Raw genomic sequence first — 13,681 nt, 5'->3', positions numbered from 1 at the left:
TTTTTGAACAACAAAAAAGGTCAAGACCAAAAAGACCAAAACGACCATTATCACCATAATATTTTGATTTCAACGATTTTTCTTTATGATAATGTTGAAAGCGTTACCAATATATTGAAAGGAGTGGGAGAAATGCGGAGAAAACTGAAAAACTTGACGGTGCAAGTCATCATCGGCATTATTTTAGGGATCATTGTCGGATTTCTATTTCCAGAATTCGGAGCGAAGTTAAAAGTATTGGCAGACGGATTTATTAAGCTGATTAAAATGGTGATTGCGCCGATCATTTTCTTCACCGTCGTCATCGGAATCGGCAATATGGGCGACTTGAAAAAGGTCGGCCGCATCGGCGGCAAGGCGCTCATTTATTTTGAAATTGTCACGACGTTTGCGTTGGCGATCGGGATTGTCGTCGTCAACCTTGTCAAACCAGGGGTTGGGTTTCATACCGATGCAGTAAAAGGCGGCGACATTTCGCAATATACGAAGCAGGCGGAAGAGACGAGCCACGGGTTTGTCGATTTCGTGCTCAGTATTATCCCGGATAACGTCGTCGCCGCGATGGCCAGCGGAGAATTGCTTCCGGTACTCTTCTTCGCCGTCCTGTTTGGCTTGGCGGCAGCAGGGTTAGGGGAGAAAGCCAAACCGGTGCTTTCGTTGTTTGAGCGAATCGCTGAAATTTTCTTTGGCGTCGTCAACATGGTTATGAAGGTGTCGCCGATCGCCGCGTTCGGCGCGATGGCGTACACGATCGGCACGTTCGGCCTTGGTTCGCTCGTGTCGCTTGGAAAGTTGATGGGTTCGGTATACATTACGATGGCGTTCTTTATTTTCGTCGTGCTCGGCGGGATTGCGAAGTTTTACGGATTTAACATCTTTAAGTTTCTTGCCTACATCAAAGAGGAATTGTTGCTCGTTCTTGGCACGTCTTCGTCGGAATCGGCGCTGCCGCGGCTGATGGAGCGCCTCGAAAAATACGGTTGCTCGAAGTCGGTCGTTGGCCTTGTCGTTCCGACCGGGTATTCGTTTAACCTAGACGGCACATCGATTTACTTGTCGATGGCGGCGATTTTCATCGCCCAAGCGTACGGCATTGATTTAACCATTTGGCAAGAGCTGACGTTGCTTGGCGTATTAATGCTCACCTCGAAAGGGGCAGCAGGGGTTACCGGTTCCGGCTTTATTACACTGGCTGCAACGTTGGCAGCATTTCCGATGATTCCGGTCGAAGGCATCGCCTTGTTGCTTGGGGTTGACCGCTTCATGTCGGAAGCGCGGGCGATTACGAACATCATCGGCAATGCTGTAGCGACAGTGGTTGTTTCGAAAATGGAAAACGAGTTTCATCCGAACGAAGCTGAAGTGGAGCGCGCCTCGATGAGCGTGGCCAAATAAGAGTCAGGAGCCGATCTGCAAGTCCAATTGACAGCTTTTCCGTTCGCATGTTTCTGACTGCGTCGGGAAAGGAGCCGCACGCTGCAAATCGCCGAATGGATGAAAGAAGGAATGCAATAACAGCGCGAGGGGAACGTTTCCCCTCGTTTTTGCGTTGATTTTCCCCTAAAGAAAGAACAAGAGGGACGCGGGGAAGTGAGAAAGGAGAGCAAGCATATATTTTGATTTTCTTTCCCTCTTTTCCCATAATGAAACTATAATGACGCTCGAGGAGGAGAGGATATGAACGGCCTGCAAGATTGCGCCACTTTGCATAACGGAGTGAAAATGCCTTGGGTTGGCCTTGGCGTCTACAAAGTAAAGGAGGGCGAGGAAGTAAAAAGCACGGTGCGCACCGCGTTGGAAATTGGCTATCGCCATATTGACACGGCCGCTTTTTACGAAAACGAAGAAGGGGTCGGGCAAGCGATCCGTGAATCCGGCATTCCGCGCGAGCAAGTATTTGTGACGACGAAAGTATGGAACACCGACCAAGGGTATGAGACGACGCTGAAGGCGTTTGATGCAAGCTTGAAAAAGCTTGGGTTTGATTATGTTGACCTGTACTTAGTCCACTGGCCGGTGAAAGGGAAGTATAAAGAGACGTACAAAGCGCTGGAAAAGCTGTATAAAGACGGCTATGTGCGCGCGATTGGCGTCAGCAACTTCCAAATTCACCATTTGCAAGATGTGCTGGCTGACTGCGAAATTAAGCCGATGGTCAACCAAGTCGAGTATCACCCGCGCCTGACGCAAAAAGAGTTGCTTACGTTTTGCCGGGAAAACGGCATCCAGCTTGAGGCATGGTCGCCGCTTATGCGCGGGGAAATTTTAACCGAACCGACAATCGTTGAAATTGGCAAAAAATACGGGAAAACGCCAGCGCAAGTCGTGTTGCGTTGGGATTTGCAGCACAGCGTCGTGACGATCCCGAAATCGGTGACGCCGGCGCGGATCAAGGAAAACGCTGATATTTTTGATTTCTCGCTGACCGACGAAGAAATGAAACAGATCGACGCGTTGAACTTGAACAAACGGGTCGGTCCTGACCCAGACAATTTCAATTTTTGATGTCCCCATCAGCCAAATAGCGCCTCGATGCAGGTGCTGTTTTTTTTTTTTTGAAACCGGAGCGAGCCGTTTGACGTATGAAAAGGTGAGCAAGTACAATAAATAATAGTATACACATTTGATGAACATTGAAAAAACGGAGGGTGCTGTGATGCTATTCCATCCGATGGATATTTTCATTTTTATCGCCTTCCTGATATCGCTTTGGGCGCAATGGAAGGTATCAAGCAATTTCAATGCCTGGTCTGAAGTTCCAGCCTCATCGGGGTTGACGGGGGCGGAAGTGGCGCGCATGATTTTAGACCGCCACGGGTTGTACCATGTGCCGGTTGAGGTCGTTCCGGGACGATTGTCCGACCATTATGATCCGATTTCCCGCACGGTCCGTTTGTCGGAGCCGGTCTTTTATGGGCGTTCAATCGCTTCCATTTCCGTTGCCGCCCACGAGGTTGGCCATGCCGTTCAACACCAGCAAGGCTACGCGGCGCTCGTCCTTCGCCACCGGATGTTTCCGATTGTGAACTTCGCTTCGGGCGTTGCGCCGTTGTTGTTGCTCGTTGGATTTGTGCTCCATCAATTTTCGCTGATTGGACTCGGCATTTTGTTTTTCTCGCTGGCGGTGGCCTTCCAAATCATTACCTTGCCGGTGGAGTTTAACGCGAGCGCACGGGCGAAGCGGTTTATGCTGGCTGAAGGGTTGATCGCCCCAAATGAAGCGCGAGGCGTAAACAAAGTGCTTGGCGCGGCGGCGCTGACATACGTCGCGGCAACGTTGATCGCCGTATTTGAACTGCTGAAATATGTGCTCATTTTCACCCAAGGGAACAATAATGAGGAATCGTAACATATTGGGCCGCCTAAGGCGGCCCAGCGGCATCATCGTCTATCAGCTGCAATGGAAACCTTTGTGTGCAGGAGGTGTAACCTGGGCGCTTCATCCGCGCTCGGAGACGAATTGGATATAGCCAGTTTGCTGTTGGTGGCGTTTCTCATCGCTTGCACCGCCTTTTTTGTCGCTTCTGAATTTGCGATCGTCAAGGTGCGCAGCTCGCGCATCGATCAGCTTGTCAATGAAGGGAATCGACGGGCGGTCGCGGCGAAAAAAGTGATTTCGAATTTGGACGGCTATTTATCGGCGAACCAGCTCGGCATTACGCTCACCTCGCTTGGTCTTGGCTGGCTCGGGGAGCCGACGGTGGCGCGGATGTTGCTGCCGCTGTTTGAACGCCTCCATTTATCGGAATCCGTCTCCCACTTTTTAGCGTTTATCATTTCGTTTTCGCTCATCACCTTTTTGCATGTCGTCGTCGGTGAATTAGCGCCGAAGACGTTTGCCATTCATAAGGCGGAAGCGATTACGCTGTTTACGGCTCAGCCGCTCATCTGGTTTTACAAAATCATGTATCCGTTCATTTGGACGCTCAACAACTCTGCGCGGCTCGTGACGCGCCTGTTTGGCCTCAGGCCGGTGGCGGAGCATGAAATCGCCCACTCTGAGGAGGAGTTGCGCCTCATTTTATCAGAAAGCTACAAAAGCGGGGAGATCAATCAGTCAGAGTACCGCTATGTCAATAACATTTTTCGTTTTGACGACCGCATAGCGAAAGAAATTATGGTGCCGCGCAAAGAAATTGTGGCGCTCGATATTAACAAAAGCGTCAAGGAAAACTTGGACATCATTCGCGAAGAAAAGTATACGCGCTATCCGGTCATTGACGGCGATAAAGACCATGTGCTTGGACTCATCAACGTGAAAGAGGTGTTTACGGACTTTATTGCCAATCCGTCCAACGAAAAGCAGATGAAAGACTATATCCGCCCGATCATTCAAGTGATTGAATCGATCGCCATTCACGATTTGTTGGTCAAAATGCAAAAAGAACGCATCCATATGGCGATTTTGGTCGATGAATACGGCGGCACGTCTGGACTGGTTACAGTCGAGGACATTTTGGAAGAAATCGTTGGCGAAATCCAAGATGAGTTTGATATTGATGAAACGCCGCTGATTCAAAAAATGGACGATCGATTGATCTTGGATGGCAAAGTGTTGATCAGCGAAGTGAATGACTTGCTTGGGCTGGACATTGACGATGATGACGTCGATACGATCGGCGGCTGGATTTTAACGAAGCATTATGATATCAAACCAGGCGAGAGTGTAGAAATCGATGGCTACTTGTTTACGGTGAAGGAAATGGATGGCCATCATGTGAAATCGCTGGAAGTGGCAAAAAAAGAGCCGAGCAAAGAGGAGGAGGCGGCAGGCGCCGAAGAGGAGGAGTTGCGTTTGTAAGGCAGACGGGGGCGTCTGCCTTTTCTCGTTTCGGCCGAGAAATCCCCTCCTCCATTGAAGGACGGCGGAGTAGATCAATTGTAAATGCGCGAAAGGTCGGTGGGAAAATCGCTTGTTGGCGCGAGACAAATGACCTCTTCGTTTGTAAACGGATGGCGGAACGTTAGCTTAGCGGCATGAAGCGCATGGCGATGAAACACTGGTTTGCCGCCATAAAGCACATCGCCGACGAGCGGATGGCCGAGATGGGCCAAATGGACGCGGATTTGGTGCGTCCGTCCAGTCTCGAGAGAAAGCTCGACAAGCGATGTTGACGGGAATGTTTTGATGACGCGATAGTGTGTCACCGCTTTTGCCCCCGTCTTCGAGACGCGCCGGCGCGTTGGATGGTGGCGGTCGCGGCCGATTGGCGCGGAAATGGTTCCTGATTCCGGGGACAAACGACCGTGAACAAGGGCGACGTACGTCCGCTTGATGGCACGGTGGGCGAGCATCCGATCGAGCGTCGCACCGGCAAGCGGGTGTTTGGCAAATAAAATCGCTCCCGACGTGTCGCGGTCAAGGCGGTGAATGTGGCGCACTTTTGTTAAAATTGCCTGCGACTGCAAATAAAACGCGACCGCATTGGCGAGCGTGCCGGTTTGCCCCGGTTCGGACGGATGAATGTCGATGCCGGCTTCTTTGTTCAAGACGAGCAGATGGTCGTCCTCCCATAAAATCGAAAGCTCCCGATATTCTGGAACGATGAACGACGGCTCCGGCTCATATGCGTAAAGCTGAAGCCGGTCGCGTTCGTTGAGCACCGTCTTCCAGGGAACAGCCTGGCCGTTCAGTTTGACGCCGTGTTCCATCCGCCAACGGTGGGCGAGCTTTTTCGAGGCGGCCCATACGTCTTTCAGGAGCTGTTCAATCGTCAAACCGCTCCACCAGCTAGGGATGATGCATTCCAGCCAATCGCCTTTTCTTGTCCACAAAGGTTGTCACACTCCCAATTGTTTGTTAGCTGTGGAAACACTTTCTACCCCTATCCTTGCGCGAGATATGGTACACTCATAGTATCGTCTTAGTGATGGAGAACGCAAGCATTGCGGCGAGAAAAGGTGGTATGGACGTTGAAAATGATGTATGCAGCGACTCCGGAACAAGAGCATTACATGCAGTATTTGCTCAACTACTTTTATACCGATGTGTTCCCGTATTACTTCGATGATGAACAAATCCGTCAATTTGAGGAATGGGGCATTCTTTCGCTGGACCACGAACATGTGGCATATAATGGAACAATGAAGGAGGCTTTCCAAATCATTTCGGCGCTGCAGTCGCTCATTACCGTCATCGAATATATGGGGGAACATGGAGAGTGCGACCAATATGAATGGCTGTTTGCCCGCAACCAAAACATTTTGGCTCGTCATGGCATCACCTTTCCATTTCGGGCCAAGCAGTTTATCCATAAGCGGTCGATGCCGTGCAGCATGTATGTTCCCGCTGTGAACCAGTGGGTGATGTAGGGCAAGGGGCTGCGTCTTGTAAAAGGCGCAGCTCCTTATTTTTTTGGCATTGGCAGTGAGGCAAACCATCGGCGAAACGTTTTTTCATCATGGTATCCTTCGATGCGTTTTGCCTCTTTGCCGTTTTCATAATGGACAATGGTCGGGGTTGCTTCAATATGGTATATGTCCCAACCGTCTTCAAATTCGAGCAAGTTGAACAATTTTAAGTCGATGCCCAGCTGTTTCGCCAAAGGAACGACGATCGGCGTTGTCCGCTGGCAGTGAGGGCATGTCGGGCTGTAAAAGTAAACGGTCAGCGTCTTGCCGTCAGCCAGTTGCTGTTTCAACTCCGCGGGCAAAATAATGTTGCGGTAGTTCGGATCGTCAAGTTGGGCGATGGTGGCTGGGTTTAGCTCACTTTTATGGTAATGATTGTTACTTGCAGCTTCTTTTTGTTCGTACATCGTAATAAACGAGATCGCAGCGAACAGGACGACAATGATGCCGCCAAATGCGAGCAGTTTTTTCAACGTTCGCTCTCCTTTCTTTGCTGGCGCATGACGGTCCAACTTAACAAAATAATGATCATAAAGGCAGTGAACGCCAAAAATGGAATGGTGATAAATCCAAGCCAGTTTATATATTGCCCTGTGCACGGAATGCGGCCGCATTTGATGGCGTATTCTTGAAGCAGTGGAATTTTTTGCAACCCGTAATGATACAGAGAAATACCCCCGCCAATCAATGAAAGTGTGAAGCTATAGCGAGCTGCCGCAGCGTCTTTGCGCACGATGGCGATTCCTAAAATGATGACTTGCGGATACATAAAAATGCGTTGAAACCAGCACAGGTCGCACGGAATGTACCCAAGCACCTCCGAAAAATAAAGGCTTCCGAGGGTGGCGATGAGCGCAGTCGCCCATGCGGCCAAAAGCAAGTGTTCCGCGCGTTTTTCTTGTTCCATCCTTTTCCCCTTCTTCCGTTGCAGACACCGTTGCCCGATCTTACACTGTTCAGCTCCATTATAAGGGATGGAAAACGGCACGTCCATTCATAACCGGAAAAGGGCAGGAAAGAAAACAACATTTTCTATCTATATTGCTCGACAAACGAGCCATACTAATCGGTGAAAGGGGAGGATCACATTGACGAACAACAGCGGAAACAAAGTGCAGGACATTATGACGAAAAACGTCGCAACGATTTCGCCGAACCAAACGGTGCAAGAAGCAGCGCAAATCATGAGCCAAAAAAATATTGGGGCGCTTCCGGTTGTGGAAAACGGGCAAGTCAAAGGGATGATTACGGACCGCGATATTACGTTGCGTGTTTCGTCCCAAGGAAAAGACCCGTCGACCGTCAAAGTAGCGGAGGTCATGACGAACCAAGTCGTCACCGGTACGCCGAATATGAGCGTACAGGAAGCCGCGAATGTCATGGCCCAACATCAAGTTCGCCGTTTGCCGATCGTCGAAAACAACCAGCTTCAAGGCATTGTCGCTTTAGGCGATATTGCGACGAACAGCGCATCAAACGAAGCGGCCGAACAGGCGCTGACGAACATTTCCGAACCTTCGCAGCCGCAAGGGTAATGGAAGAAAAAGGATGCCCACATTTTTTCCAGGGCATCCTTTTTCTTTTGGCAGGTATATTGTATGATGGGAGCGAATACATAAACAGGGAAAATGAAAATCAAGGGGGAACAGCGATGGACTGGAGACAAAAATACGAACAATGGCTGCGTGAGCCGCAGCTTGATCCGGAATTGAAGCGGTTGTTGGAACAACGCCGCCATGATGAACAATGGCTGGAGGATTGCTTTTACAAAAATCTCGAATTCGGCACCGGCGGCATGCGCGGCGAGATCGGCCCGGGGACGAACCGAATGAACATGTATACGGTGCGAAAAGCGTCGGAAGGATTGGCGCGATACATACAATCGTTTGGCGATGAGGCGAAGCAACGCGGGGTCGTCATTGCCTATGACTCCCGGCATAAGTCGCCGGAATTTGCGATGGAGGCGGCGAAAACGTTGGCTACGAACGGCATTCAAACATACGTGTTTGATGAATTGCGTCCAACGCCGGAACTGTCGTTTGCTGTTCGCTATTTGCGGGCGTTTGCCGGCATTGTCATCACCGCTAGCCATAATCCGCCCGAATATAACGGCTATAAAGTATATGGAGAGGACGGGGGCCAGCTGCCGCCTGCTGTCGCCGACCAAGTGATCCGCTATGTCAATGAAGTCGAAAATGAGCTCGCCATTCATGTGGAAGATGAGAAAACGTTAAGAGAAAAAGGCCTTATTCGCATCATCGGAAGCGAAGTCGATGATGCTTATATCCATGCGGTCAAAACGATTTCCATCCATCCAGAGCTCGCTCGGGAAACAGCGATCAATATCGTGTTTACGCCGCTTCACGGCACGTCAAACAAACCGGTGCGCCGCGCGCTCGCTGAGCTCGGCTACCAAAACGTCTTTGTCGTCAAAGAGCAGGAGTTGCCGGATCCGAATTTCTCGACGGTCGCCTCGCCCAATCCGGAAGAACACGCGGCCTTCGCCATGGCGATGGAGTTGGGCAAGCAAGTGAACGCCGATCTGTTGATCGCCACCGACCCGGATGCCGACCGACTGGGCGTGGCGGTTAAAAATGACAAGGGAAACTATGTCGTGCTGACCGGCAATCAAACCGGCGGCTTGTTGCTCCACTATTTGCTGTCGCAACGAAAAGCTCAAGGCACTCTGCCGGAAAATGGTGTTGTCTTAAAAACGATCGTGACGTCTGAATTTGGTCGGGCGATCGCCCAATCGTTTGGTCTTGAGACGGTCGATACGTTGACCGGTTTCAAATTCATCGGCGAAAAAATGAAGGAATACGAACAAACAGGGCAATATGCGTTCCAGTTCGGATATGAGGAAAGCTATGGGTATCTGATCGGCGGTTTTGTCCGCGACAAAGATGCCGTGCAGGCGGCTGTCCTCGCGGCGGAAGTGTGCGCGTTTTATAAAAAGCAAGGGCTATCGTTGTATGAGGCGCTCTTGCAATTGTTTGACCAGTACGGCTATTATCGCGAGGAGCAACGATCGCTCACGCTGAAAGGCAAAGAAGGAGCAGAGGCAATTGCCGCGATTTTAGCGTCGTTCCGCCAACAGCCGCCGGTGGAGGCCGCGGGGAAAAAGGTGACGGTGATTGAGGATTACAAAACGAAAGAGCGGACGAACACGTCGACCGGCGAAAAAACGGCCATTGATTTGCCGACATCCAATGTGCTCAAGTATATCTTGGAGGATGGCTCGTGGTTTTGTCTGCGTCCATCAGGGACGGAGCCGAAAATGAAGGCGTACTTTGGCGTCAAAGGGACGTCGCTGGAGGACAGCGAAGAAAAACTAGTCCGCTTAACAGAAGCTGTCATGCGGCGCGTAAAGGATGTGCTCAGCACCGTTTCTCCTTCTTATGCGCAATGATCAGCACAATCTGCGGGGAATTGGCATCAGCCAATTCCCCGTTCGTCTTACGAGTAAAACTGCGCGTACTGCTCGACTCCCATTTTTTGTTCGCTCACTTCAAGCGCATGGTCAATATAGCGAAGCAAGGCGTGCAACCGCTCCTGGATGACGGAGTAATCATGTTCAAAATTATAAGCGTGGAGAAACTTTTCGATTTTTTTCGACAAAATATCATCAGGCGTACGCACCATTAAAATGAGCAAATTGTCCCATTCGGAGCGATGCGTGTAATAGAGCGCCTTATCATAGTCGACGGTGTTCAAACGGCATGCCTCCTTTATCAAGAAGGAGTCATTGTTAGTGTATGACGGCGGGGCGTTTTGTTGCCCTGTAAATGTTGCGACAGAAGGCAAAATATAAATTGTAACCGAAATGAAAACGAAAAAGGAAAAATAAATGTTGCGATTTTGTGACAAGGATAGTATCCTCAAAATAATGGGATGATGAGAATGAACAAACGGCACGAATGGCAAGAAATGATCAACATGTGCAAATGGATGGCGTCAGTGGGATTGATTGTCGGAGTTGTACTGTTATTGCTTATTTTTATCGCAAGCGCTTACAACAAAGACTATTTCTTGACGATCATCAGTCTCGGCATTATCGGGGCCTCGATGTTTATGTTCGTATTCGGCCTGTTTATGGGTCTGCTGACGGAAACGTACCATCGCGGCCCGCGCGAGAACGTATAGCGCGCATAGAGAATGAAAAACACCGGAGATTACCCCGGTGTTTTTCGCTTTTGCTGGATGTACCAATAGAAGATGGCGAAACCAAGAGCGACCAAAAAGACTGGAAATAAGAATGGACGGTAGGCATGGATGTACTGCTTGACGGCCATCCAGCGGCTTTCAAAATAGGCGCCGATCGTCAAAAAGACAGCGACCCACACCATCGCCCCGCTGTAGGCGAACAAAGCAAACTTTCTCCAACGGTAGGCGTTCATGCCGGCCCAAAAGGCGGCGAGATGCCGAACGCCGGGGATGAAATAGCAAATGAACAATACCGCTGGGCCGAGCTTCGAAAAAAGCGCTTTTGTTTGCTCGAGCCGTTTTTCTGTAAGATGGAGCTTGGGACCGAATTTATGCAAAAACGGCAGTCCGAGCGTAATCCCTAGCATATAGCTGAGCGAGATGCCAATGATGGCTCCAAGCCAGCAGGAAAGAAAAGCGAGCGAATACGAAAACGCCCCCGTTGAAACGCGGTAACCGGCATATGTCAACAGCAGCTCGTCGGGGATCGGCAGCCCAACAATGCCGAGCATCAGCGCAACCATAATGCCGATGTAGCCGAAGTGTTCGATAAGATAATGCAAATAGTGCTGCAAATGACCACCACGCTTTGCCGCGATTTCTTGTATATGACCATTATAAGCCAACGGTCCACAAATGAAAATGGGGCGCTGCGCGTTCATGCCAAACGATGGAACGTATCAAAACACCGTTTCCCTCATACATTGTGATAAGAGGAAAAATGGGGGGAGATGGATGCGGCAGGACGAGCTGAAAGAGTTGGAACGGGCGATTGCGGAAATTACGGAAATTGCGGAAGGATTTGGCCTTGATTTTTATCCAATGCGTTATGAAATTTGCCCGGCGGACATTCTTTATACGTTTGGTGCCTATGGGATGCCGACGCGATTTTCCCACTGGAGCTTTGGGAAACAGTTTTACAAAATGAAGCTTCATTATGATTTAGGGTTAAGCAAAATTTACGAGCTCATCATCAATTCGGACCCTTGCTACGCGTTTTTGCTCGATACGAATACGCTCATCCAAAATAAGCTGATCGTCGCCCATGTGTTGGCCCACAGCGACTTTTTCAAAAACAACGTCCGCTTCAGCAACACGAAGCGCGATATGGTGGAAAGCATGGCGGCGACAGCGGAGCGGATCAAGCATTATGAACATCAATACGGAAAATTGGAAGTGGAAAAATTTTTGGATGCCATCTTGGCCATTCAGGAGCATATCGATCCCTCGCTCCTGCGGCCGAAGCTGTCATGGACGTGGGAAGATACGGAAGTGTACGAAGAGGAGGAGCCTCCGAAAACATCGACGCCGTACGACGATTTATGGTCGCTTGACGAGCGAGACAAACTGAAAACGCCGCCGCGAAAAAAACGGCGCAAGTTTCCGCCGCAACCGGAAAAAGATGTGCTATTGTTCATTGAAGAATACAGCCGCGAACTGGAGGATTGGCAACGCGACATTTTAACGATGATGCGCGAGGAAATGCTTTATTTTTGGCCGCAGCTGGAGACGAAAATCATGAACGAAGGATGGGCGACGTATTGGCATCAGCGCATTTTGCGCGAGATGGATTTGACGAGCGATGAGGCGATTGAATTTGCGAAACTGAACGCCAACGTCGTGCAACCGTCGCGCACTGGCATCAATCCGTATTATTTAGGACTGAAAATTTTTGAAGACATTGAAGAGCGGTGGAACAACCCGACTGAGGAGATGAAAAAATACGGCGTCAAGCCGGGGTCGGGGAGGGCGAAAATTTTTGAAGTGCGCGAACTCGAATCCGACATTTCGTTTTTGCGCAACTATTTAACGAAAGAGCTCGTTATGCGCGAAGATATGTATTTGTTCCAAAAACAGGGGAAAGAATATAAAATCGTCGACAAAAACTGGGATCATATCCGCGACCAACTCGTCAGCATGCGGGTAAACGGTGGATTCCCGTATATCACGGTCAATGACGGCGATTATATGCGCAACGGAGAGTTGTATTTGAAGCATTGGTATGAAGGAATCGAACTCGATCTGAAGTATTTAGAAAAAGTGCTCCCATACATTTATCAGTTGTGGGGCCGTCCGGTCCATATGGAGACGGTCGTCGAGGAAAAGCCGATGTTGTTTACGTATGACGGGAAAACGGTGCATCGGAAATATTTATAACATGAGGGCAGGGATCTCCTGCTTTTTTTGTTTGTCACGATGAATATGTGAAAAATGACACAAATTATTCGAAATCATGCCGGATAGCGTCCCCGATTTTATGAAATAATATGGAGTGGATAATTTGTGATGATTGTCACAAATTCTTCACCACTGTTTGTTCGGTAGCGTCAAAAGTTCTATGAAAACTCCACACAGATCATACCATTGAGCATCGTGGGGCATGCGGAGGGCCGGATTCGCCCTTGACCAACACCCGCCAAAGGTGGGAAAGAGTCGTCAAGGGCGACGGGGACAAAAAGAAGGCAATAGGAAAGCCGCCCTTGCCATGACCGAATTTTACCTTTGGCGGTGTTCGGTTGGTCAAGGGTTCGCTTCGCCGAATCCGGCAGGAGTTCTGTTCAACGGGCTCCGGCGGACAAAAAAGTCAGGCCGCCTCTTGTTGGAGAAACGCTTGTGCCATGGCGATGAGCTTCGTCCACCGGGCCGGCATATGCGGAAGATCCGCCAGTTCCGGGATGACGACCGGGACCCGGCCTTCGAGTGCGCTATGCGGGCGCAGGAAGTTGAAATACGCCACAAACAGCGTCACAAAGGACACCGAGCCTTCTTCCGCACCAAACCCATGGGTCGGGCGGTAGTTGCCTTTAAAGGTCCGGTTGAATCGCTCGATGATCTGTTTGAGAGGGCGAAACTCTTCCGAGACCGGATCTTCGTTGGTTAGGCCGATCACCTGGCGGACGTCAAACGAAATCCCGTGCTGGGCGAAGAAGTGTTGCGCCAGCCGGTAAATCGGGTTGCCATCCACGACAAACGACAAGTCGTCTGGGAGGGACGGCAGCTTTCGCAGGACATCATCGATGGCCTGGATGGCCGAGAGCGTGTCCCGCTTGGGCGAGACGCGATACGACAGCACGATCTTTTTGACGGCATACAACATAAAGAACAGGTAATGCAAGCACCCTTTGAC

14 protein-coding genes and 1 pseudogene are annotated in these 13,681 nt (G+C 50.1%); 9 read left to right on the top strand and 6 right to left on the bottom strand.

All coding sequences use genetic code 11. From position 1 onward, the window contains the following. The first annotated feature begins 132 nt into the window (after window positions 1–132). From AP057_RS09425 to AP057_RS09410, 4 genes are all read left to right on the top strand, one after another. Window positions 133–1,395, top strand: coding sequence for a dicarboxylate/amino acid:cation symporter (locus tag AP057_RS09425; RefSeq protein ID WP_055358628.1), 1,263 nt, complete (start codon window positions 133–135; stop codon window positions 1,393–1,395). 282 nt (window positions 1,396–1,677) lie between these two features. Then, window positions 1,678–2,505, top strand: coding sequence for an aldo/keto reductase (locus AP057_RS09420; RefSeq protein WP_055358606.1), 828 nt, complete (start codon window positions 1,678–1,680; stop codon window positions 2,503–2,505). 151 nt (window positions 2,506–2,656) lie between these two features. Then, the gene (locus AP057_RS09415; protein WP_055358627.1) at window positions 2,657–3,349 is read left to right on the top strand and encodes a zinc metallopeptidase; all 693 of its coding nucleotides are present in this window, start codon (window positions 2,657–2,659) and stop codon (window positions 3,347–3,349) included. Between the two features lie 111 nt (window positions 3,350–3,460). Continuing rightward, window positions 3,461–4,801 carry a hemolysin family protein gene (locus AP057_RS09410; RefSeq protein WP_013146287.1) on the top strand — a complete coding sequence of 447 codons (1,341 nt, stop codon included), beginning with the start codon at window positions 3,461–3,463 and terminating at the stop codon, window positions 4,799–4,801. A 74-nt stretch (window positions 4,802–4,875) separates the two neighbouring features. On the opposite strand, the gene AP057_RS09405 is transcribed toward AP057_RS09410, so the two are convergent. Next, the gene (locus AP057_RS09405; protein WP_033013887.1) at window positions 4,876–5,775 is read right to left on the bottom strand and encodes an RluA family pseudouridine synthase; all 900 of its coding nucleotides are present in this window, start codon (window positions 5,773–5,775) and stop codon (window positions 4,876–4,878) included. A gap of 138 nt (window positions 5,776–5,913) precedes the next feature. Between AP057_RS09405 and AP057_RS09400 the strand changes: the two genes are divergently transcribed. Then, window positions 5,914–6,312, top strand: a complete 399-nt coding sequence (locus AP057_RS09400) for a YhcU family protein (RefSeq protein ID WP_055358626.1) — start codon at window positions 5,914–5,916, stop codon at window positions 6,310–6,312. Between the two features lie 35 nt (window positions 6,313–6,347). On the opposite strand, the gene AP057_RS09395 is transcribed toward AP057_RS09400, so the two are convergent. Together AP057_RS09395 and AP057_RS09390 are read right to left on the bottom strand one after the other, a co-directional pair. Further along, a complete protein-coding gene (locus AP057_RS09395; RefSeq protein ID WP_055358605.1) occupies window positions 6,348–6,824 on the bottom strand; it encodes a thioredoxin family protein in 477 nt (158 codons plus the stop codon). Further along, window positions 6,821–7,258 (bottom strand): disulfide oxidoreductase, encoded by a 438-nt coding sequence (locus AP057_RS09390; protein ID WP_055358604.1) that lies wholly within the window; start codon window positions 7,256–7,258, stop codon window positions 6,821–6,823. Before AP057_RS09390 ends, AP057_RS09395 begins: the two co-directional genes overlap by 4 nt. 181 nt (window positions 7,259–7,439) lie before the next feature. Between AP057_RS09390 and AP057_RS09385 the strand changes: the two genes are divergently transcribed. Both AP057_RS09385 and AP057_RS09380 read left to right on the top strand, forming a co-directional pair. Then, complete coding sequence (locus AP057_RS09385) at window positions 7,440–7,886, top strand: CBS domain-containing protein (protein ID WP_011230073.1); 447 nt, start codon at window positions 7,440–7,442, stop codon at window positions 7,884–7,886. A gap of 116 nt (window positions 7,887–8,002) precedes the next feature. Beyond that, complete coding sequence (locus tag AP057_RS09380; RefSeq protein ID WP_055358603.1) at window positions 8,003–9,760, top strand: phospho-sugar mutase; 1,758 nt, start codon at window positions 8,003–8,005, stop codon at window positions 9,758–9,760. Window positions 9,761–9,807: 47 nt separating this feature from the next. Here the strand turns inward: AP057_RS09380 and AP057_RS09375 are convergent, their stop codons facing one another. After that, a complete protein-coding gene (locus AP057_RS09375) occupies window positions 9,808–10,065 on the bottom strand; it encodes a YhdB family protein (protein WP_013146280.1) in 258 nt (85 codons plus the stop codon). Between the two features lie 180 nt (window positions 10,066–10,245). Here AP057_RS09375 and AP057_RS09370 point away from each other — a divergent pair, with 180 nt between their 5' ends. Then, on the top strand, window positions 10,246–10,494 hold the full coding sequence (locus AP057_RS09370) for a hypothetical protein (protein ID WP_055358602.1): 249 nt from the start codon (window positions 10,246–10,248) through the stop codon (window positions 10,492–10,494). Window positions 10,495–10,523: 29 nt separating this feature from the next. Here AP057_RS09370 and AP057_RS09365 read toward each other — a convergent pair whose 3' ends face one another. Further along, window positions 10,524–11,129, bottom strand: coding sequence for a DedA family protein (locus tag AP057_RS09365; protein ID WP_055358625.1), 606 nt, complete (start codon window positions 11,127–11,129; stop codon window positions 10,524–10,526). A gap of 160 nt (window positions 11,130–11,289) precedes the next feature. Between AP057_RS09365 and AP057_RS09360 the strand changes: the two genes are divergently transcribed. Next, a complete protein-coding gene (locus AP057_RS09360; protein WP_055358601.1) occupies window positions 11,290–12,711 on the top strand; it encodes a SpoVR family protein in 1,422 nt (473 codons plus the stop codon). Window positions 12,712–13,138: 427 nt separating this feature from the next. Here AP057_RS09360 and AP057_RS09355 read toward each other — a convergent pair. Next, window positions 13,139–13,681, bottom strand: a pseudogene (locus AP057_RS09355) (DDE-type integrase/transposase/recombinase); the annotation flags it as partial.

It is taken from the genome of Geobacillus sp. Sah69 (genome assembly GCF_001414205.1).
Lineage (GTDB): Bacteria > Bacillota > Bacilli > Bacillales > Anoxybacillaceae > Geobacillus > Geobacillus stearothermophilus.
Note: the sequence above shows the minus strand (reverse complement) of the source record. Positions and strands in the feature narration are given on the sequence as shown.